The 22,137-nt window shown below is 57.5% G+C and carries 14 protein-coding genes; 9 read left to right on the forward strand and 5 right to left on the reverse strand.

Annotation, left to right across the window (positions count from 1 at the left end; all coding sequences use genetic code 11):
* The first annotated feature begins 11 nt into the window (after positions 1-11).
* The 7 genes from cmoM to GUC32_RS08540 all read left to right on the forward strand — a co-directional run bounded on the left by cmoM (position 12) and on the right by GUC32_RS08540 (position 10,740).
* Positions 12-797 (forward strand): tRNA uridine 5-oxyacetic acid(34) methyltransferase CmoM, encoded by a 786-nt coding sequence (gene cmoM / locus GUC32_RS08510; protein WP_025302286.1) that lies wholly within the window; start codon positions 12-14, stop codon positions 795-797.
* Positions 794-2,116: a chromosome partition protein MukF gene (gene mukF / locus GUC32_RS08515; RefSeq protein WP_004928228.1), complete on the forward strand. Its 1,323-nt coding sequence runs from the start codon at positions 794-796 to the stop codon at positions 2,114-2,116. Before cmoM ends, mukF begins: the two co-directional genes overlap by 4 nt.
* Positions 2,097-2,825, forward strand: coding sequence for a chromosome partition protein MukE (gene mukE / locus GUC32_RS08520; protein WP_004928226.1), 729 nt, complete (start codon positions 2,097-2,099; stop codon positions 2,823-2,825). The genes mukF and mukE overlap by 20 nt, the downstream gene beginning before the upstream one ends.
* The gene (mukB, locus tag GUC32_RS08525) at positions 2,822-7,270 is read left to right on the forward strand and encodes a chromosome partition protein MukB (RefSeq protein ID WP_025302287.1); all 4,449 of its coding nucleotides are present in this window, start codon (positions 2,822-2,824) and stop codon (positions 7,268-7,270) included. The genes mukE and mukB overlap by 4 nt, the downstream gene beginning before the upstream one ends.
* A 220-nt stretch (positions 7,271-7,490) precedes the next feature.
* Complete coding sequence (ldtD, locus tag GUC32_RS08530) at positions 7,491-9,299, forward strand: L,D-transpeptidase (protein WP_197818971.1); 1,809 nt, start codon at positions 7,491-7,493, stop codon at positions 9,297-9,299.
* 180 nt (positions 9,300-9,479) lie between these two features.
* A complete protein-coding gene (locus GUC32_RS08535; protein WP_025302289.1) occupies positions 9,480-10,028 on the forward strand; it encodes a YcbK family protein in 549 nt (182 codons plus the stop codon).
* A 64-nt stretch (positions 10,029-10,092) separates the two neighbouring features.
* Positions 10,093-10,740 carry an MBL fold metallo-hydrolase gene (locus GUC32_RS08540; protein ID WP_025302290.1) on the forward strand — a complete coding sequence of 216 codons (648 nt, stop codon included), beginning with the start codon at positions 10,093-10,095 and terminating at the stop codon, positions 10,738-10,740.
* 77 nt (positions 10,741-10,817) lie between these two features.
* On the opposite strand, the gene GUC32_RS08545 is transcribed toward GUC32_RS08540, so the two are convergent.
* The 3 genes from GUC32_RS08545 to asnS form a co-directional block, all read right to left on the reverse strand.
* Positions 10,818-12,008, reverse strand: coding sequence for an amino acid aminotransferase (locus tag GUC32_RS08545; protein ID WP_049204255.1), 1,191 nt, complete (start codon positions 12,006-12,008; stop codon positions 10,818-10,820).
* Between the two features lie 244 nt (positions 12,009-12,252).
* Positions 12,253-13,380: a porin OmpC gene (gene ompC / locus GUC32_RS08550; RefSeq protein WP_025302292.1), complete on the reverse strand. Its 1,128-nt coding sequence runs from the start codon at positions 13,378-13,380 to the stop codon at positions 12,253-12,255.
* A 301-nt stretch (positions 13,381-13,681) separates the two neighbouring features.
* Positions 13,682-15,082, reverse strand: coding sequence for an asparagine--tRNA ligase (asnS, locus tag GUC32_RS08555; RefSeq protein WP_004928205.1), 1,401 nt, complete (start codon positions 15,080-15,082; stop codon positions 13,682-13,684).
* Positions 15,083-15,421: 339 nt separating this feature from the next.
* On the opposite strand from asnS, the gene tnpA reads away from it, so the two are divergent.
* On the forward strand, positions 15,422-15,880 hold the full coding sequence (gene tnpA, locus GUC32_RS08560) for an IS200/IS605-like element IS1541B family transposase (protein ID WP_141997679.1): 459 nt from the start codon (positions 15,422-15,424) through the stop codon (positions 15,878-15,880).
* Between the two features lie 124 nt (positions 15,881-16,004).
* Here the strand turns inward: tnpA and pncB are convergent, their stop codons facing one another.
* Both pncB and GUC32_RS08570 read right to left on the reverse strand, forming a co-directional pair.
* On the reverse strand, positions 16,005-17,210 hold the full coding sequence (gene pncB / locus GUC32_RS08565; protein WP_369435680.1) for a nicotinate phosphoribosyltransferase: 1,206 nt from the start codon (positions 17,208-17,210) through the stop codon (positions 16,005-16,007).
* Between the two features lie 255 nt (positions 17,211-17,465).
* A complete protein-coding gene (locus GUC32_RS08570; RefSeq protein WP_025302294.1) occupies positions 17,466-19,166 on the reverse strand; it encodes a GGDEF domain-containing protein in 1,701 nt (566 codons plus the stop codon).
* A gap of 337 nt (positions 19,167-19,503) precedes the next feature.
* On the opposite strand from GUC32_RS08570, the gene pepN reads away from it, so the two are divergent.
* Positions 19,504-22,122, forward strand: coding sequence for an aminopeptidase N (gene pepN, locus GUC32_RS08575; RefSeq protein WP_049208033.1), 2,619 nt, complete (start codon positions 19,504-19,506; stop codon positions 22,120-22,122).
* Positions 22,123-22,137 lie beyond the last annotated feature (15 nt).

Below are 22,137 nucleotides of genomic sequence, written 5' to 3' on the forward strand. Positions count from 1 at the left end.
AGCCGTTGTCCATGCAGGATCGCAATTTTGACGATATTGCTGAAAAATTTGCGCGTAATATTTACGGCACCACGAAAGGAAAAATCCGCCAGGCGGTGGTTTGGCAGGATCTGACCGGGCTGCTGGCGCAGTTGCCGCAGCGGCCGCTGCGCATCCTTGACGCCGGGGGCGGGGAAGGCCATATGGCCTGCCAACTGGCAGAATTAGGACATCAGGTGTTGTTGTGCGATCTTTCTGGTGAGATGATCCAGCGCGCCGCGCAGCTGGCGGAGCAGAAAGGTGTGAGCCAGAACATGCAATTCGTACAAAGTTCTGCGCAGGATATCGCTCAACATTTGGAACAGCCGGTTGATCTGATATTGTTTCATGCAGTGCTTGAATGGATCGCAGAACCCGAAGCGGCACTGCAGGCATTGTGTGATTGTCTGACGCCGGGTGGCGCGCTGTCGCTGATGTTCTTCAACGCTAACGGCCTCTTGATGCGTAACGTGGTGTTGGGTAACTTCCAACTGGTGGATCCCGAAGTCAGACGGCGCCGCAAGCGTTCGCTGTCGCCACAATATCCGCACGATCCGCTATTGGTCTACGGCTGGCTGGAACAGCTGGGCATGCGCATCAGCGGCAAAACCGGCGTGCGGGTGTTTCACGACTACCTGCAGAGCAGACAGCTGCAAACACAAAAATTTGAAGAGTTACTGGCGCTTGAACAGCACTATTGCCGGCAGGAGCCGTACGTGAGTTTGGGGCGCTATATTCACGTCATGGCGCATAAACCAAACCTGAAGGACGAACTATGAGTGAATTTTCCCAGACAGTACCCGAACTGGTCGCCTGGGCACGGAAAAATGATTTCTCTATTTCGCTCCCTACGGAGCGTCTCGCATTTCTGCTCGCCATCGCCACCCTGAACGGCGAACGGCTGGACGGCGAGATGAGCGAAGGTGAGCTGGTTGATGCATTTCGCCATGTCAGCAAGGGTTTTGAACAGACGCATGAAACGGTGGCGATGCGCGCCAACAATGCGATCAACGACATGGTGCGCCAGCGCCTGTTGAACCGCTTTACCAGCGAACTGGCGGACGGCAACGCGATTTACCGCCTGACGCCGCTGGGTATCGGCATTACCGATTACTATATTCGCCAACGCGAATTCTCCACGCTGCGTCTGTCGATGCAGCTGTCGATCGTGGCGCAGGAACTCAAACGCGCCGCCGATGCCGCCGACGAGGGCGGCGACGATTTCCATTGGCATCGCAACGTGTTCGCGCCGTTGAAATATTCGGTGGCGGAAATCTTCGACAGCATCGACATGACGCAACGTGTGATGGACGAGCAGCAGCAGAGCGTGAAAAACGACATCGCGGCGCTGCTGAGCAAAGACTGGCGGGCGGCGATCTCCAGCTGCGAAATGCTGCTGTCGGAAACCTCGGGCACCCTGCGCGAACTGCAGGATACGCTGGATGCGGCGGGCGACAAGCTGCAGGCCAATCTGCTGCGCATCCAGGACGCAACCCTCGGCAACGTGGAGCTCGGCTTCGTCGACAAGCTGGTGTTCGATCTGCAGAGCAAGCTGGATCGCATCATCAGCTGGGGTCAGCAGGCGATCGACCTGTGGATCGGCTACGATCGCCACGTCCATAAATTTATTCGTACCGCTATCGATATGGATAAAAACCGCGTGTTCGCCCAACGCTTGCGCCAGTCGGTGCAAACCTATTTCGACCACCCGTGGGCGCTGACCCATGCCAATGCCGATCGTCTGCTGGACATGCGCGACGAAGAACTGGCGCTGCGCAGCGAGGAAGTGACCGGGGAACTGCCGCCGGATCTGGAGTTCGAAGAGTTCAGCGAAATTCGCGAACAGCTGGCGGCGATGATCGAAGAGGCGCTGAAGGTGTACCAGGAACAGCAGATGCCGCTCAATCTTGCAGCGGTGATGCGCGATTACCTGGCGCAATATCCGCGTGCGCGTCATTTCGACGTGGCACGTTTAGTGGTCGACCAGGCAGTGCGCCTCGGTGTGGCTGAAGCAGATTTCTCAGGGTTGCCGGCGGAATGGCAGGCAATCAATGATTACGGAGCCAAGGTCCAGGCCCATGTCATCGACAAATATTGAACAAGTAATGCCAGTCAAGCTGGCCAAGGCGCTGTCCAACTCGCTGTTCCCGGCGCTGGATAGCCAACTGCGCGCGGGTCGTCACATCGGTATCGATGAACTGGACAACCACGCCTTTTTAATGGATTTCCAGGATGAGCTGGAAGAATTTTACAACCGTTACAGCGTCGAGCTGATTCGGGCGCCGGAAGGTTTCTTCTATTTGCGCCCGCGCTCCACCACGCTGATCCCGCGTTCGGTGCTGTCCGAGCTGGATATGATGGTCGGCAAGATCTTGTGCTACCTGTATCTCAGCCCCGAGCGCCTGGCGCACGAAGGCATTTTCAGCCATCAGGAGCTGTACGACGAGCTGCTGAGCCTGGCGGATGAGAACAAGCTGCTGAAGTTCGTCAACCAGCGTTCCACCGGTTCGGATCTCGATCGGCAGAAGCTGCACGAGAAGGTGCGCACCTCGCTGAACCGCCTGCGCCGCCTCGGCATGGTCTATTTCATGGGCAATGACAGCAGCAAGTTCCGCATTACCGAGGCGGTGTTCCGCTTCGGCGCCGACGTGCGCAGCGGCGACGATCCGCGTGAAGCGCAGCTGCGCATGATTCGCGACGGCGAGGCGATGCCGGTTGAAACCAGCCTGTCGCTGAACGATGAGAATGACGCTGAGGATCAGCAGGTTGATAACGCTCCTGACGGTGCAGAGGATGAACAGGAATGATTGAACGCGGTAAATTTCGCTCGCTGACGCTGGTTAACTGGAACGGTTTCTTCGCCCGTACCTTTGATCTGGATGAGCTGGTGACCACGCTGTCCGGCGGTAACGGGGCGGGGAAGTCCACCACCATGGCGGCCTTCGTCACCGCACTGATCCCCGACCTGACGCTGCTGCACTTCCGTAACACCACCGAAGCGGGCGCCACCAGCGGTTCGCGCGACAAAGGCTTGCACGGCAAGCTGCGTGCCGGCGTGTGTTACTCCACCCTCGACGTCGTCAACTCGCGCCACCAGCGCGTGGTGGTCGGTGTGCGCCTGCAGCAGGTGGCAGGGCGCGATCGTAAGGTCGACATCAAACCTTTCACCATCCAGGGCCTGCCGACCGCGGTACAGCCGACCGAACTGCTGACCCAGACCGTGGGCGATCGCCAGGCGCGCGTGCTGTCGCTGCAAGAGCTGAAAGAGCGCGTGGAAGAGATGGAGGGCGTGCAGTTCAAACAGTTCAACTCCATCACCGATTACCACTCGCTGATGTTCGATCTGGGCGTGATCCCGAAACGCCTGCGTTCGTCCGCCGATCGCAGCAAATTCTACCGTCTGATTGAAGCGTCGCTGTACGGTGGTATCTCCAGCGCCATCACCCGCTCGCTGCGCGATTACCTGCTGCCGGAAAACAGCGGCGTGCGCAAGGCGTTCCAGGACATGGAAGCGGCGCTGCGCGAAAACCGCATGACGCTGGAAGCAATCCGCGTCACCCAGTCGGATCGCGACCTGTTCAAGCATTTGATCTCCGAGGCCACCTCCTATGTGGCGGCGGACTATATGCGCCACGCCAACGAACGCCGCATCCATCTGGACGGCGCGCTGGCGCTGCGCAGCGATCTGTTGGGCAGCCGCAAGCAGCTGGCCGCCGAACAGTATCGCCATGTGGAAATGGCGCGCGAGCTGAGCGAACAGAGCGGCGCCGAATCCGATCTGGAAACCGATTACCAGGCCGCCAGCGACCACCTAAATCTGGTGCAGACGGCGATGCGTCAGCAGGAGAAGATCGAACGCTATGAAGCCGATCTGGAAGAGCTGACCTACCGTCTGGAAGAGCAGAACGAAGTGGTGGCCGAGGCGAGCGAGCAGCAGGCCGAAAACGAGGCGCGCGCCGAAGCGGCCGAGCTGGAAGTGGACGAACTGAAGAGCCAGTTGGCCGACTACCAGCAGGCGCTCGACGTGCAGCAGACCCGTGCCATTCAGTACCAACAGGCGCTGCAGGCATTGGAGCGCGCGCGCGCGCTGTGCCAACTGCCGAACCTGACCGCCGACAACGCCGAACAGTGGCTGGACACCTTCCAGGCCCGCGAGCAGGAAGCGACCGAAGCGTTGCTGATGCTGGAACAGAAGCTGAGCGTGGCCGACGCCGCACACGGCCAGTTTGAACAGGCCTATCAGCTGGTGGGTAAAATTGCCGGTCAGGTCAGCCGCAGCGAAGCCTGGCAGTGCGCGCGCGAATTGCTGCGCGACTGGCCTTCGCAGCAACACCTCGCCGAGCGCGTTCAGCCGCTGCGTTTGCGCCTGAGCGAACTGGAACAGCGCCTGCGCTCGCAGCAGGACGCCGAACGCCTGCTGAACGAATTTTGCAAACGCCATGGCCAAGAGTACCAGCCGGACGATCTCGACATGCTGCAACAGGAGCTGGAAGAGCGCCTGGAAGCGCTGTCGCAGAATGTCAGCGAAGCCGGTGAACGCCGTATGGAGATGCGCCAGGAACTGGAGCAGATCCAGCAGCGCATCCGTGAGCTGACGGCGCGTGCCCCGGTGTGGCTGGCGGCGCAGGACGCCCTGGGCCAGCTCAGCGATCAGAGCGGAGAGCCGCTGGAAAACAGCCAGCAGGTGACCGAATACATGCAGCAGCTGCTGGAGCGCGAGCGTGAAACCACCGTCGAGCGCGACGAAGTGGCGGCCCGCAAACGTGAAGTGGAAGCGCAGATCGAACGTCTCAGCCAGCCGGGCGGCGCGGAAGATCAACGCCTGGTCACGCTGGCCGAACGTTTCGGCGGCGTGCTGCTGTCGGAAATTTACGATGATGTCACCATCGACGACGCGCCTTACTTCTCGGCGCTGTACGGCCCTTCGCGCCACGCCATCGTGGTGCCGGATCTGTCGCTGGTGCGCGAAATGCTTGAAGGGCTGGAAGATTGCCCGGAAGATCTTTACCTGATCGAAGGGGATCCGCAGTCGTTCGATGACAGCGTGTTCGCCGTCGAAGAGCAGGACAAAGCGGTGGTGGTGAAGATCGCCGATCGCCAGTGGCGTTATTCTCGTTATCCGGAAGTGCCGTTGTTCGGCCGCGCGGCGCGCGAAAACCGTCTGGAAGTGCTGCATGCCGAGCGTGAAACGCTGGCGGAGCGCTACGCCACGCTGTCGTTCGACGTGCAGAAAACCCAGCGTTCACACCAGGCCTTCAGCCGCTTTATCGGCACTCATCTGGCGGTGGCGTTCGACGCTGACCCGGAAGCGGAGATCCGCGGTTTGAGCGCCCGCCGTGGCGAAATCGAACGCGCGCTGAACAATCACGAAGCGCAGAACCAGCAGCAGCGTCAGCAGTACGATCAGGCCAAAGAGGGCATTTCCGCGCTCAACCGCCTGATGCCGCTGGTATCGTTGCTGAACGATGAAACGCTGCAGGATCGTGTCGACGAGATCCGCGAAGAGCTGGAAGAGGCGCAGGACGCCGCGCGTCATATTCAGCAGCACGGCGTGTCGCTGACCAAGCTGGAGCCGCTGCTGTCGGTGCTGCAGAGCGATCCGCAGCAGCATGAACAGCTGCAGCAGGACTACGCGCAGGCGCAAAGCGTGCAGCGCCAGGCCAAACAGCAGGCGTTCGCGCTGACGGAAGTGGTGCAGCGCCGCGCGCATTTCAGCTATACCGACTCCGCCGGCATGCAGAATGCCAACAACGATCTCAACGACAAGCTGCGTCAGCGCCTGGAGCAGGCGGAAGCCGAACGCGCCCGTGCCCGTGAACAGCTGCGTCAGTATCAAACCCAGTTCACCCAGTACAGCCAGGTGCTGGCCTCGCTGAAAAGTTCGTATGACGCCAAGCGCGACATGCTGAAAGAGCTGAGCCAGGAGCTGGTAGATATCGGCGTGCAGGCCGACGCCAACGCCGAAGCGCGTGCGCGCCAGCGCCGCGACGAGCTGCATACGGCGTTGAGCAACAACCGTGCTCGTCGCAATCAGTTGGAGAAACAGCTGACCTTCTGCGAAGCCGAAATGGATGGCCTGCAGAAGAAACTGCGCAAGCTGGAACGCGACTATCATCAGCTGCGCGAGCAGGTGGTGACCGCCAAGGCGGGCTGGTGCGCGGTGATGCGTCTGGTGAAAGACAATGGCGTGGAACGCCGCCTGCATCGCCGCGAGCTGGCGTATATGGATGGCGACGAGCTGCGTTCGATGTCGGATAAGGCGCTCGGTGCGCTGCGTCTGGCCGTGGCGGACAACGAACACCTGCGAGACGTGCTGCGCCTGTCGGAAGATCCGAAGCGGCCGGAGCGCAAGATTCAGTTCTATATCGCGGTGTACCAACACCTGCGCGAGCGTATCCGCCAGGACATCATTCGCACCGACGACCCGGTCGAGGCCATCGAGCAGATGGAGATCGAGCTGGGCCGTCTAACCGAAGAGCTGACCGCGCGCGAGCAGAAGCTGGCGATCAGTTCGAAAAGCGTGGCCAACATCATTCGCAAAACCATTCAGCGCGAACAGAACCGTATTCGCATGCTGAACCAGGGGCTGCAGGCCGTTTCCTTCGGCCAGGTGAAGAGCGTGCGCCTGAACGTCAATGTGCGAGAAGCGCACGCCACCCTGTTGGACGTGCTCTCTGAGCAACAGGAACAACATCAGGATCTGTTTAACAGTAACCGCCTGACCTTCTCCGAAGCGTTGGCCAAGCTTTACCAGCGCCTGAATCCGCAGATCGACATGGGGCAGCGCACGCCACAGACCATCGGCGAGGAGTTGCTGGACTACCGCAACTATCTGGAGATGGAAGTGGAAGTGTACCGTGGCTCCGACGGCTGGCTGCGTGCGGAAAGCGGCGCGTTGTCTACCGGTGAGGCCATCGGTACCGGGATGTCAATTCTGGTGATGGTGGTACAGAGCTGGGAAGAAGAGTCCCGCCGTCTGCGCGGCAAAGACATCTCGCCGTGTCGCCTGCTGTTCCTCGATGAAGCGGCGCGTCTGGATGCCAAGTCGATCGCCACGCTGTTCGAACTGTGCGACCGTTTGGAGATGCAGCTTATCATTGCGGCGCCGGAAAACATCAGTCCAGAGAAGGGCACCACCTATAAACTGGTGCGTAAGGTGTTCCAGAACCACGAGCATGTGCACGTGGTGGGGCTGCGCGGTTTTGCCGGCGAGCCGCCGGCGCTGGGTACTGCGTCGGTTGAAACGCAGTAAGGCAGAAAAACGCCCTAAAAATCCGAAAATAGCCGCCGTAGGGTGGCTATTTTTTTGTACGCGTGGATGATAGTCCTGCTTTTTTATCCGTTGAAAAGCGGTTAGTTTAATCAGATAAACAGTAATTCGACGCCCGCAGGGCGAAACGGCCTTTCTGTTTGTATACTGAAACTATATGCAGTTTTTGACGTTTTTTTTGTGAGCATACAGGGGGCAAGGGATGTTGCTTAAAAAGGGAAACTCTCTACGACGTTTGGCGCTGAGTGGCGCTATCGCCTGTAGTCTTGTGTCGTCGTTTTCCGCATCGGCCACCGTAGCGGCGTTACCAGTGGCATCAGCAGGCATGTCCGTTGCGCAGAGCCGTTCTGAACTGCTGGCCGCGTTGCCGCGCGGCATGGATTTGCACTACCTGTCCACGCTGGCGCCGCTGTATGCGGCGAACCATATGCAGCCGATGTGGCAGGCTCGCGAAGCCGTTCAGCAGTTTCAGCAGCAGCTGGCCGAGCTGGCGATGTCCGGCGTGCAGCCGCAGTTCACCCAGTGGGTGAAGATGTTGACCGATCCGGCGCTCAATGAAGTGGGCCGCGATGTGGTGTTGTCCGATGCGATGCTGGGCTATTTGCAGTTCGTGTCCGCGATCGGCGCCAACGGCAACAACTGGCTGTACAGCAATATTCCCTACAAGCTTGGCTTGCCGCCCACCGCAGTGATTAATCAGTGGCAGCTGGCGGTGCGCCAGGCGCGTACCCTGAGCTACGTGAATTCGCTCGCGCCGCAACATCCGCAATACGCCAAGATGCATCAGGCGCTGCGCGACTTGCTGGCGGACAATCGCCCTTGGCCCCAGGTGGGCAGTGGCCCGAGCCTGCGCCCAGGCCAAATGAGCAATGATATCCCGGCGCTGCGTGAGATCCTGACGCGCACCGGTATGCTGGCCACCTCGGCGCCGGAAGCGGAAGCGGAACCGGCGGTGGTCTCGGCGAAGAGCAATGAGCCCGACGACGGCGGGCTGACGGTAGACGAAGAGAAAAGCCGCGTGACGGTCAGCCCATCGGCGGCGCCGGTGACGGAGCTGACCGCGGAACAGACGCCGCCGCAGATCGGCAGCGTGGTGAGCGACAATCTCTATACCGACGAGCTGGCGGAGGGCGTCAAGCGCTTCCAGAAATGGCAGGGGCTGACGGCGGACGGCGTGATCGGCGTACGCACTCGCGAGTGGCTCAACGTGTCACCGAAAACCCGTGCCGCGCTGTTGGCGTTGAATATCCAACGTCTGCGAATTTTACCGGGGCATGTCGGCACCGGCATTATGGTGAACATTCCCAATTACTCGCTGACCTACTATCAGAACGGCAACGAAGTGTTGTCCTCCCGCGTTATCGTCGGGCGGCCGAGCCGCAAGACGCCGCTGATGAGCAGCGCGTTGAACAACGTGGTGGTCAACCCGCCTTGGAACGTGCCGACCACGCTGGTGCGTGAGGATATCGTGCCGAAGGCGATGCGCGACGGTAACTATTTCCAGAAACACGGCTATACCGTGCTGTCGGGCTGGAGCAACGATGCAGAAGTGATCAACCCGTCTATGATCGACTGGAGCATGGTCTCTGCGCGTAACTTCCCGTATCGCGTCCGTCAGGCGCCGGGAGCGACCAACTCGCTGGGGCGCTTCAAGTTCAATATGCCGAGCTCGGACGCTATCTATTTGCACGATACCCCGAACCACAGCCTGTTCCAGAAAGACATCCGCGCGCTCAGCTCCGGCTGCGTGAGGGTGAACAAGGCGTCCGATTTGGCGAATATGCTGCTGCAGGACGCCGGCTGGAACAACAGCCGCGTGTCTTCCACACTGAAAGAGGGGAATACCACTTATGTGAATATTCGCCAACGTATTCCCGTAAAACTGTATTATCTGACCGCCTGGGTTTCGGATGACGGCCAACCGCAATTCCGTACAGATATTTACAATTATGATAATACGGTGCGATCGGGCGCACAAATTTTGGCTCAGGCCAAAAAATTAATGCAGTAAATGCAGTAATTATAAATAAATAACGGTCAGAATGTTTGGCTATACCGCAGGCCCCCGTAGCCGGGGGCCTGTAAACCTAGGCGTATCGCGGGTTGACTCAGCATACGCAGGCGGTTATGGTTCGGACAGTGCGCTGCTTTGTGCATTTATTTTGACATTCTTGCCGGGTTTAACAGAGTCATGGACAAAATTGATCATCACCGCCGTAAATGGCTGGCGCTAGGTGGCGCTGCTATGGGCATAGCGCTGCTTCCAGGGCAGGCGTTTGCCAGTCTTTCCACCGCTCGACCGCGTATTTTAGTGCTGAATAACCTGAATACCGGTGAATCTATTAAAGCCGAGTTCTTTGACGGCAAAGGTTACAATAAAGAAGAGTTGGTGCGGTTAAATCATCTGTTCCGCGATTATCGCGCCAACAAGGTTAAATCGATCGATCCCCGCTTGTTTGATCACCTTTATCGTCTGCAGGGGCTGCTGGGCACCAGCAAGCCGGTGCAGCTGATCTCCGGATACCGTTCCGTAGATACCAACAACGAATTGCGCGCACACAGCCGCGGCGTGGCCAAGCACAGCTACCACACCAAGGGCCAGGCGATGGATTTCCATATCGAAGGTATCCAATTGAGTAATATCCGTAAAGCGGCGTTAAAAATGCGCGCCGGTGGTGTAGGATATTACCCACGTAGCAACTTCGTACACATCGATACCGGCCCGGTTCGGACCTGGTAACCGCTGTGCCGTCAGTGAATAACGCCGTCCCTTGCGGAAGCGGCGTTATTGTCGTTGGAGCCTTATGAAATACCATCTTATTCCCGTTACCGCTTTTAGCCAGAACTGCAGCCTGATTTGGTGTGAAAACACGCAGCAAGCGGCGTTGGTCGATCCCGGCGGTGAAGCGGAAAAAATCAAAGCGGAAGTCGCGCAGCAGGGGGTGATGATCACTCAGATCTTGCTGACCCACGGCCATTTGGATCATGTTGGTGCGGCGGCGGAGCTGGCGGACCATTATCAGGTGCCGATTTACGGCCCGGATAAAGAAGACGCTTTTTGGCTGGATGGTTTGCCGGCGCAGAGCCGGATGTTCGGGCTGGAAGAGTGTGCGCCGCTGACGCCGACTCGCTGGCTGTCAGAAGGTGATGAGATGCAGGTGGGCGAAATGACGCTCAAGGTGCTGCACTGCCCCGGGCATACGCCGGGCCACATCGTCTTTATCAATGAGCAAGCGCGTTTGGCGCTGGTGGGCGACGTGCTGTTTAACGGTGGCGTAGGGCGCAGCGACTTCCCGCGCGGTGACCATCAGGCGCTGATCGCCTCTATTCGCACCAAGCTGCTGCCATTGGGCGACGATATGCGCTTTATTCCTGGCCACGGCCCGATGTCGACCTTTGGCCACGAGCGCCAGACCAACCCGTTCCTGCGCGAAGAGCCGGCAGTGTGGTAGCGATTATTTCCCGGCAGAAATAATCAAGGGCGCATAGAGCGCCCTTTTTTTATGATTTATGACCTGTGTCGATGCATTTAGAGCACGGCGACGATGGCTTCACACAGCGGTGCCATGTTGTCCGGCGTCATGCCGGCCACGTTCACCCGGCCTGAGTTCACGGCGTAGACGCCAAACTCTTCGCGCAGACGCAGCACCTGTTCTTTGGTCAGACCGCTGAAGGAGAACATGCCATTCTGCTGGATGATGAAGCTGAAGTCCTGTTGGGCGCCTTTTTCCTGCAGGGTGTTCACGAACAGCTGACGCATGCGGTGAATGCGCTGGCGCATGTCGGTCAGCTCCTGCTCCCACATCGCGCGCAGCGCATCGTTACCCAAAATGGTGGCGACAACGGCGGCGCCGTGTGACGGCGGGTTGGAGTAGTTGGCGCGAATAGCCGCTTTTACCTGGCTGAAGGCGCGATCGGCGGTTTCGGCATCGGCAGCTACAATGGTGCAAGCGCCGACGCGCTCATTGTACAGACCGAAGTTTTTTGAGTAGGAGCTGGCGACAATCAGCTCTTGATGTTTGGCGGCGAAAATACGCAGGCCCTGCGCATCCTCTTCCAGACCCTTGGCGAAGCCCTGGTAGGCGAAGTCGAACAGAGGCAGCCAGCCATTGGCCACGGAAAGCTCAGCCAGCTGTGCCCACTGTTCCGCCGTTGGATCGATACCGGTCGGGTTATGGCAGCAGCCGTGAAACAGCACCACATCACCGGCCTGGGCCTGTTTCAGGCTGTTCAGCAGGCCGTCGAAATCCAATGCGTGGTTGGCGGCGTCGTAGTAGGCGTACTCCAGGACTTCCAGGCCCACGGCGCTAAAGACGTTCTTGTGGTTCGGCCAGCTTGGGTTGCTGATCCAGATGCGCTTGGCGCTGGTCTGGTTGGCGATAAAGTCTGCCGCCACGCGCAGGCCACCGGTGCCGCCTGGCGTCTGTGCGGTGCGCGCGCGACGATCGGCGACGATCGGGCTCTCTTTACCGAACAACAGCACTTGCGTGCAGCTGGCAAACGCCGGGATGCCTTCAATGCCGAGATAGTTTTTGGTGGTCTCATTTTCCAGCAGATATTGTTCAGCTTTCTTTACGCTGGTTAACACCGGGGTTTTACCGGTTTCGTCTTTATAAACGCCAATCCCTAAATTGATTTTATTCGGGCGGGCGTCGGCGCGGAAAATGTCGGTCAGGCCCAGGATCGGGTCGGCGGGTGCGGCGGTGATTTTTTCAAACATGTCAGGTGCTTCCAAATCTCGGAGTTAAGCAGACAGAAGCATCAGGGTAGCGCCAGTTATCGGCTTTGCCAACCGTTTGCGATAAAAACACCGCGATCTTGTGAACGGGAAGGATTCGACAGAAAAAATGATGGGGAAGGGGAAATCTGCAGGATAAAACGTTACCGGAAGACACAAATAAAAACAGGGCCGAAGCCCTGTTTTTTAACTTAGCCGACGGTATACCGCCGTTAAGCGAGACAACTTAGAACTGGTACACCAGACCAACAGCTACGATATCGTCGGTAGCGGTGCCGGTTGCTTTGGTGAACTCGTTGTCATCCAGCAGGTTGATTTTGTAATCAACGTAGGTGGACATGTTTTTGTTGAAGTAGTAAGTGGTACCAACAGAAACATATTTAACCAGATCCTGGTCAGAACCTACGCCTGGGACGTTCAAGTTTTTACCTTTAGACTGCAGGTAAGACACTTCTGGACGCAGACCGAAGTCGAACTGGTACTGAGCAGTCACTTCGAAGTTCTGAGTTTTGCTCGCGAAGCCACCGCACTTGTCATCGGTAGCTGCACAGCCTGGGCCGAAGTTACCGCCGCCGAACGGGGTCATGTTACGGGTTTCTGCGTACATCGCCGCCAGGTAAACGTTGTTGGCGTCGTATTTCGCACCCACGGTCCATGCATCAGCCTTGTCACCACGCTCGTTGGAACGCAGTTTCTGGTCGTCGGTACGGTTGGAGGAAGCGTATGCAGCGCCGAAGCTTACGCCTTCGCCGATGTCATAAGTAGAGGAGATACCCCAGCCGTCGCCGTTTTGTTTCTTGACGTTACGACCGTCGTTCTGGTTTTTGCCCTGGTATTGCAGAGCGAAGTTCAGACCGTCAACCAGACCGAAGAAGTTGTTGTTACGATAGGTCGCAACGCCGTTGGTACGGCCGGTCATGAAGTTGTCGGTGTAGGTGTAGGTGTCGCCACCGAACTCTGGCAGCATATCGGTCCAGCCTTCCACGTCGTACAGTACGCCGTAGTTACGGCCGTAGTCGAAGGAGCCGTAGTCAGCGAATTTCAGACCGGCGAAGCCCAGACGGGTTTTGGTGCCTTCGGTGCCCTGAGATTCGGAGTGGTTAGCCTGGACGTTGTATTCCCACTGGCCGTAACCGGTCAGTTGGTCAGTAATCTGAGTTTCACCTTTGAAGCCGAAACGAACATAGGTCTGATCGCCGTCGTTACCTTTGTCGTCGGAGAAGTAGTGCAGACCGTCAACTTTGCCGTACAGATCCAGCTTGTTGCCGTCTTTGTTGTAGATTTCAGCTGCGTTTGCTGCACCAGCAGCCAACAGAGCCGGGATAACCACTGCAAGAATGTTGCGCTTCATCATTATTACCCTCATTGGTGTTATTCGGACACCTTTGCCACTGCCGCCAATAATTCTTTGGGAACTATTGTTGATAGATTGGTGTCGTCCTGTGTCTGAACGCAGTGTTCCATTCACAGGCGGGTTAATCTAGGACGAAAATGATACCAATGTCCCAATCAGGTTGCAAAAGGAAAGTATGTGTAACCAAATGTAATTTTTCGGGAACTTTGTGACGTGCGTCAATATTAAAAAATGCGAAAGGCCAGCGAGGCTGGCCTTTGTTTTGTAACGAAATCGTTTAAAAAGCGAGTGATCGTATAAATTAGAAGCTTGCGTTACGTGGCGTGCGTGGGAATGGAATCACATCGCGCACGTTTTGCACGCCGGTGACATAGGCGATTAAACGTTCAAAGCCCAGGCCGAAACCGGAATGCGGCACGGTGCCGTAGCGGCGCAGATCGCGATACCACCAGTAGTCTTCTTTATTCAGACCCATCTCTTCCAGACGCTGATCGAGCACGTCGAGGCGTTCTTCACGCTGCGAGCCGCCGATGATTTCGCCGATGCCCGGTGCCAGCACGTCCATGGCCGCAACGGTTTTGCCGTCTTCGTTCATGCGCATATAGAACGCTTTGATGTCTTTCGGGTAGTTTTTCACCACCACCGGCGCTTGGAAGTGTTTCTCAGCCAGGTAACGTTCATGTTCGGAAGAGAGATCGATACCCCAGGAAACCGGGTTTTCGAAGGTTTGGCCCGAGGCCAGCAGGATCTCAATGGCGTCGGTGTAGTCCACCTGGGCGAAATCGGAAGAAACGAAACGCTCCAGACGAGCGATAGCGTCTTTATCCACGCGCTCGGCGAAGAATTTCAGATCGTCGGCGCGTTCATCCAGCACCGCCTGGAACACATACTTCAGCATGCTTTCGGCCAGGCCGGCAACGTCGTCCAGCGTCGCGAAGGCCACTTCCGGCTCGATCATCCAGAATTCCGCCAGGTGGCGGCTGGTGTTGGAGTTTTCGGCGCGGAAGGTTGGGCCGAAGGTGTAAACCTTCGACAGCGCGCAAGCGTAGGTTTCGCCGTTCAGCTGGCCGGAAACGGTAAGGAAGGCTTCCTTACCGAAGAAGTCTTCGCTGAAGTCGACGGCGCCCTTGTCGGTGCGCGGCAGGTTTTCCAGGTCCAGCGTGGACACGCGGAACATCTCGCCGGCGCCTTCGGTATCGGAGGCGGTGATCAGCGGGGTGGACACCCAGAAATAGCCATTTTCATGGAAGAAGCGATGAATCGCCTGCGCCAGCGTATGACGCACGCGCGCCACGGCGCCGATCAGGTTGGTACGCGGGCGCAGGTGAGCCACTTCGCGCAGGTATTCGATGCTGTGACGTTTGGCCGCCATCGGGTAAGTGTCCGGATCGTCGACCCAGCCGACCACTTTGATCGCGGTAGCCTGCAGTTCGAAGCTCTGGCCTTCGCCCGGTGAAGCGACGACTTTGCCGGTGACTTCAACCGAACAACCGGTAGTCAGATGCAGCACTTCATCCTGATAATTCGGCAGAGAATTATTAACGACGGCCTGTAACGGATCAAAGCAGGAACCGTCATAGACGGCCAGGAAGGAGATACCAGCTTTTGAATCTCTCCGGGTACGTACCCAGCCGCGTACGGTGACTTCACTGTCAACCGCAGCACGACCTTGCAGTACGTCGACTACAGGCACTACGCTCATAGATTTCTCTCTTTAATAATTTGGTTTAGAAATAGCTTACAACCCAAGAATATGGGGGTAATGGCTATGTTACTTGCCGCGGTGCAGAGCACAAGCAGAAATCATCGGATTGGCGCAACATTTATTGCGGCTGACTGAAAAGAGGGCGGTCGGGATAAAAACAAAAAAGCCGGCGCGTGAACCAGGCCGGCTTTCTTGTATGCAAAAACCCCCAGCTAGGCTGGGGGTTCCGTAAAGCTTTCAGCTTTGAGCCAGTTATAAAGACCCCTTTTGATTTGTTAAAACAGTTTGCGGTCTGGCAACTGCGAACGTTCAACAAGAAATCAAAAGGGGGTCCCTATGAGGGACGAAAAGAGCTTAGCGCACACGCGCTGGAACTGTAAATATCACATAGTATTTGCGCCGAAGTACCGAAGACAGGTGTTCTACGGGGAAAAGCGCAGAGCAATTGGCAGTATCTTAAGAAAGCTTTGTGAATGGAAAAGCGTGAATATTCTGGAGGCGGAATGTTGTGTGGATCACATCCATATGCTTCTGGAAATTCCCCCCAAGATGAGTGTATCGGGGTTTATGGGGTATCTGAAGGGCAAGAGCAGCCTGATGCTTTATGAGCAGTTTGGGGATTTGAAGTTCAAATACCGTAACAGGGAGTTTTGGTGTCGAGGGTATTACGTTGATACGGTGGGTAAAAATACAGCCAAGATACAAGAATACATAAAGCACCAACTGGAAGAGGATAAGATGGGTGAGCAGTTGTCGATCCCCTATCCAGGTAGCCCGTTTACGGGTCGTAAGTAACCGATAGAAGCAAATGTCAGATCGCGATGCGCCTGTTAGGGCGCAGCTGGCAAGAGAGCCTTATAGGCGCATATGAAAAACCTCCGGCTATGCCGGAGGATATTTATTTCTATATAGAGGCGGTTCAGCTGGCTTTCTTCACCAGCGGCAGATCGAAGGCTTTGCGCAGGGCCCTGACGAAGGCCTGGTCCTGGCAGATGGTCTTGCCGGGGCTGTCGGAGAGTTTAGCCACCGGCTTGCCTTTGCATTCGACCAGCTTGATCACGATATTCAATGGCTTAACGCCCGGAATATCGCAGGTCAGGCGCGTGCCGATACCGAAGCTGAGATTGATGCGCTGATAGAAGTGGCGATAGAGCGCCAGCGCTTTTTCCAGATCCAGGTTGTCCGAGAACACCAGCGTTTTGCTCATCGGATCGATGCCCAGTTTCTGATAGTGGGCAATGGCTTTCTCACCCCACTCGACGGGATCGCCCGAATCGTGGCGCAGCCCCTGATAACGCTCGGCGAACTGCGGGCCGAAGTCGCGCAGGAAAGCATCCATGGTAATGCAGTCGGTGAGCGCGATGCCGAGCTGATCCGGGTATTCATCCAGCCAGGCCTGCAATGCGGCGCGCTGGCTGTTGGCCAGCACCGGGCTTATCTGCTGATGCGCCTGGAACCATTCATGCGCCTGCGTGCCGACCGGCGCCAGGCCGAGCTGATGAGCCAGATCGTAATTGCTGGTGCCCGACAGGTACGGGAATTCGGCCTGCAAGGTGCTGACGATGGCCTGCTGCACGCCCTGAGAGAAACGGCGACGGGTACCGAAGTCCATCAGCTTGAAGCGCGAAAGGTCCAGATCGCCCGCCAGCGCCTTGAACTGCGCCAGCTTGGTTTGCAGATGCGCCACCGCCTGTTCCGGCGTCGCCAGCGGCGAGCGCCGGCGGTGCACCACTTCACTGATCACCGCCAGCAACGGCACTTCCCACATGATCACTTCACGCCAGGGGCCGGCGATGCGGATGTGCAGTTTTCCGTCGCGGTTGTCGATGGTGACCTGCTGCGGATCGTAGCGGAACGTGCGCAGCCAGTTCAGGTAATCCTGACGGAAGAAGGGCAGACCCGAAAGAAAAGCGAATTCGGCGTCGGTCAGCGCCAGCCGGCTCATCAGCGCCACCTGCGCGCGGATCTCGTCGGCATATTCGCCCAACAGTTCGTCGCCGCGGCAGCGGAATTCCGCCGCCACGCTGATCGCGGGATAGCGATGGAACACTGCTTGCTGCATATGAAGCTTATAAGCATCGGTATCAAGCAGTGATGTCAAAATCGGGGAAGCGTATTGAGTCATAGCGCGTTACAGCATCCTCGTCAGGCGCGTGTCCAAATCCGGATAATCATAAAAGTGGGGGTGGAGTATACCCGGATTATCCTGTTATTGAAGCTGCATCACACCATAAATCACCAAAGCGGGTCGAGGATTAAACGTGCCTTTATGACGGCCTGGCGGCGACGGGGAGAAAAAAAAGCCAGATATGCCTGTAAGGTGAATGACTTAGCCTAATTAGTCATAAAAATTATAATGTTAATTATTTTAAACAGCGAATCAGATAAAGCCGGCTTCGGTATGCACGCTGACCCGATCCTTGCCGCTCTTTTTGCAAAAATAGAGCGCTTCGTCCGCCTGTTTGATCGCCGCCTGCAGTGCGGTGAACGCGTTGACCGGCGCGATGCCGCAGCTGGTGGTGAAATGCACTTGCCGTCCGTCGGCCAGGTGTAGCGTCAGGCGATGAGTGCGGGCGCGCAATTGCTCCATGATGTCCCGCGCGTTGTCCAACGAACAGTTACCCAGCAGCACCGCAAACTCTTCGCCGCCGTAGCGGCAGAAAATGTCGCTGGCACGGAACGCGCGTTGCAGCAGGTGTCCGAATGCCACCAGCGCCCGGTCGCCCACGTCGTGGCCGTAGCTGTCGTTGAGCTGTTTGAAGTTGTCGATATCGATCAGGCAAAAGGCCTGCGGGTAGCTGCCGTCGCCCAGCAGCTGAGATTCAAGGAAGAATTTACGACGGTTGTAGATATTGGTGAGCGGATCGAGGAAGGAAGAGGCCTCGAGCTCTTTAATCAGCAGTTGTTTCTCGCTCTCCAGCGAGACCTTGTCCAACTGGTATTGCCTGAGCTGCTGAATGGCGTCGCTGATGGCGATCAGTTCCTGGCTGTAGAAGGCGTCGTTGCGATCGATATTCATCTCACCGCGCGACAGCCGTACGATATTGTTGTGGGTCTTGGTCAGCCAACGGTTGATGCTGGTGCAGAACACCAGCGCCGGCAAAATGAACAGCAATACCACCAGGCCGGCAAGTGCGATCATGCCGTAAATGGTCGTCTGGCTGTCGTAAATCTTGTGGCGCGAGGCGAGGGTTTCCAATTCGAAGCTGCGCTGATACAGCGCCTGCGAAAGCCCGCTCACATCGTCGACATAGCGCGAAATAAGCGCTGTGGGATAGGGCTTGTGGGTATCGATAGCGGTGTACAGCCCATCGGTAATCTGTTGAAGGCGTTCAGCGGACACCTGGGCGAGCAACGCATTGACGATGTCGGTGATTTGTCCATCGTCGTAGTTGATCTTCATGAAGATCAATCGGGTACTCAGGGCGTTCAGCACGCCGGTCAGTTGAATGGACTTCAGATAGGCGTCTTTGCGAACCAGCGGGCTTACATTGACGTCGATAATCTGGTCGCTCAATTCCGTCAGTGACATATTCAGCCGGTTATTGAGACGGATGGCCTCGAGAAACATAAAGGAGTCGGTATCCACCATCCGGGTATCGTAGGTATAACGGTAATAGCTCTTGCTGGTTTGCGAGATGTAATAGGCGCTGTTGATGTTGAACAGATTAGCGTTGGTGTTATTGATCTGCGAAAGCTGCAGGTTGTCATTATCCAGCAACTGTTCCATCAGGCCGATCATCGACAGCGCGGCAATTTTTTGCCGAACCCCGAGCTGTCTGGCGACCTCATCGTCCAGATGTTCGCGGATCCGGGTGATTCTCTCGCGCGCCACCCGATCGGCGGCCAAACATTGCGCGCGGGTGATCTGAGGATCGATCAGGCTCAATCGTTTGAGACGGTGAGCCTGCAGCGCCGCCTGGAAGGCTTCGGAGATTTCTTTGGCGCGATCAATTTTGTACAGGTTGAGTTGGTTGTCGCGGTAATCGGTATGGGCTTCAAGCAGCTCATCGACGATGAACAGAGAGAAGGAGGTCATCAGGCACAGGGTAAAAAAATAGATTGCGTATTTGATTTTCATAGTGCGAGTCATCCCTGGGCCTGATGCCGCAATTATACCACCATGCCGCCTGAGCCGCCTCAACTATGCCGGCGCCCCCCGATGGTGGTTTTTTAGCATTAAATGCTGATTTTTATTTAGCCATTGGTCACCCGCGCTGCCGCCAGACGGACGATTTATGATTTGCCTCTGATTTCTCTATCGTGGTCGCCCGGCGGCTCTGGGCTTTTCGGCCAGCTGTGATACAGTTTATTCACAATTCAGGCCCGCCGCGCGCTGCCGGGAAACACACCGGCTGCGGTACGAAGGGGAAGAGCGGCCTGGCACCTATAACTCACTGAGATGTTTAAGGGTTTTTATGACACAACAGCCACAGGCAAAATACCGCCACGACTATCGCGCGCCCGATTACACCACGACCGATATCGATTTGGACTTCAGTCTGGACGCGGAAACCACGCGCGTGACCGCCGTCAGTAAAATCAAACGTCAGGGCACGGTCGGTGCACCGCTGGTGCTGGATGGTGAAGATCTGACGCTGGTGAGCATTCAGGTCGACGGCCAACCGTGGAGCGCCTACCGTCAGCAGGATAACCAGCTGATCATCGATGAGTTGCCGGCACAATTCACTCTTACCATCGTCAACGACATTCACCCGGCGAAAAACACCGCGCTGGAAGGGCTGTACCTGTCCGGCGATGCGCTGTGCACGCAATGCGAAGCCGAAGGCTTCCACCACATTACCTATTACCAGGATCGCCCGGACGTGCTGGCGCGCTTTACCACCCGTATCGTGGCCGACAAGGCGCGCTATCCGTTCCTGCTGTCAAACGGCAACCGCATTGGCCAGGGTGAATTGGCCGATGGCCGCCACTGGGTGCAATGGCAGGATCCGTTCCCGAAACCTTGCTACCTGTTCGCGCTGGTGGCGGGGGACTTCGACGTGCTGCGCGACAGCTTCACCACCCGTTCCGGCCGTAAGGTCGCACTGGAGCTGTTCGTCGATCGCGGCAATCTGGATCGCGCTGACTGGGCGATGACGTCGCTGAAGAACTCGATGAAGTGGGACGAGACCCGCTTCGGTCTGGAATACGATCTCGACATTTATATGATCGTGGCGGTCGATTTCTTCAATATGGGCGCGATGGAGAACAAAGGGTTAAATATCTTTAACTCCAAATATGTGCTGGCGAAGGCGGAAACCGCCACCGACAAGGATTACCTGAACATCGAAGCGGTGATTGGCCACGAATACTTCCACAACTGGACCGGTAACCGTGTGACCTGCCGAGACTGGTTCCAGCTCAGCCTGAAAGAGGGGCTGACGGTGTTCCGCGATCAGGAGTTCAGTTCCGATCTGGGATCGCGCTCGGTCAACCGCATCGATAACGTGCGCGTAATGCGCGGCGCGCAGTTCGCCGAAGACGCCAGCCCGATGGCGCACGCCATCCGCCCGGACAAAGTGATCGAGATGAACAACTTCTACACCCTGACGGTGTATGAAAAAGGTTCTGAAGTGATCCGCATGATGCACACCCTGCTGGGGGAAGCGAACTTCCAGAAAGGAATGCAGCTCTATTTCGAACGCCACGACGGCAGCGCCGCCACCTGCGATGACTTCGTGCAGGCGATGGAAGACGCGTCCAACGTGGATCTGTCGCGCTTCCGCCGTTGGTATAGCCAGTCCGGCACACCGCTGTTGACGGTGCGCGACGAGTACGATGCGGAAATCCAGCAATATCGCCTGCATGTCAGTCAGAAAACCGCGCCGACCGCCGATCAGCCGGAGAAATTGCCGCTGCATATCCCGCTGGATATCGAACTGTACGACAGTGAAGGCAACGTCATCCCCTTACAAAAGGGGGGGCTGCCGGTCAACAATGTGCTGAACGTCACCGAAGCGGAGCAGACTTTCGTGTTCGACGGCGTGGCGCACAAGCCGGTGCCCTCGCTGCTGCGCGAGTTCTCCGCACCGGTGAAACTGGACTATCCGTATAGCGATCAGCAACTGACCTTCCTGATGCAGCACGCACGCAATGAATTTGCGCGTTGGGATGCGGCACAGAGCCTGCTGGCGACCTACATCAAACTGAACGTGGCGCGGCACCAGCAGAAGCAGCCACTGTCGCTGCCGCTGCACGTGGCCGATGCGTTCCGCGCGGTGCTGCTGGACGAAAAACTGGATCCGGCGCTGGCGGCGCAGATCCTGACCTTGCCGTCGGAGAACGAAATCGCCGAGCTGTTCGCCACTATCGATCCGGAAGCGATCGCCGCGGTGCATGAAGCGATCGTACGCTGCCTGGCGCGGGAGTTGGCCGATGAGTGGCTGGCGGTGTATCACGCCAACAAGACCGACGGCTACCGCGTGGAGCATGGCGAGATCGCCAAGCGCGCCTTGCGTAATGTGTGCCTGGGCTATCTGGCGTTCGGCGAAGATGTGGTGCTGGCGGACCAGCTGGTGAGCGAACAGTATCGCCAGGCGGACAACATGACCGACTCGCTGGCGGCGCTGTCTGCTGCGGTCGCGGCCCAGTTGCCGTGCCGCGATGCGCTGCTGGCGGCGTTCGACGAGCGCTGGCATCAGGATGGCCTGGTGATGGACAAATGGTTCGTGCTGCAGGGCAGCAGCCCATCGGCAGACGTGTTGAGCAAGGTGCGCGCGCTGCTGCAACACCGCTCGTTCAGCCTGAGCAACCCGAACCGCACCCGCTCGTTGATTGGCGGCTTCGCTTCCGGCAACCCGGCGGCGTTCCATGCCGCGGACGGCAGCGGCTATCAGTTCCTGGCGGAGATCCTCAGCGATCTCAACCAGCGCAACCCGCAGATCGCCGCGCGCCTGATTGAACCGCTGATTCGCCTGAAGCGTTACGACGCGGGTCGCCAGGCGCTGATGCGCAAGGCGCTGGAACAGTTGAAAGGGTTGGAAAACCTGTCCGGCGATCTGTACGAGAAGATCAGTAAGGCGCTCGACGCCTGATCTTTTCACGCTGAT

The sequence above is a fragment of the Serratia sp. NGAS9 genome, from assembly GCF_009905295.1.
Lineage (GTDB): Bacteria > Pseudomonadota > Gammaproteobacteria > Enterobacterales > Enterobacteriaceae > Serratia > Serratia bockelmannii.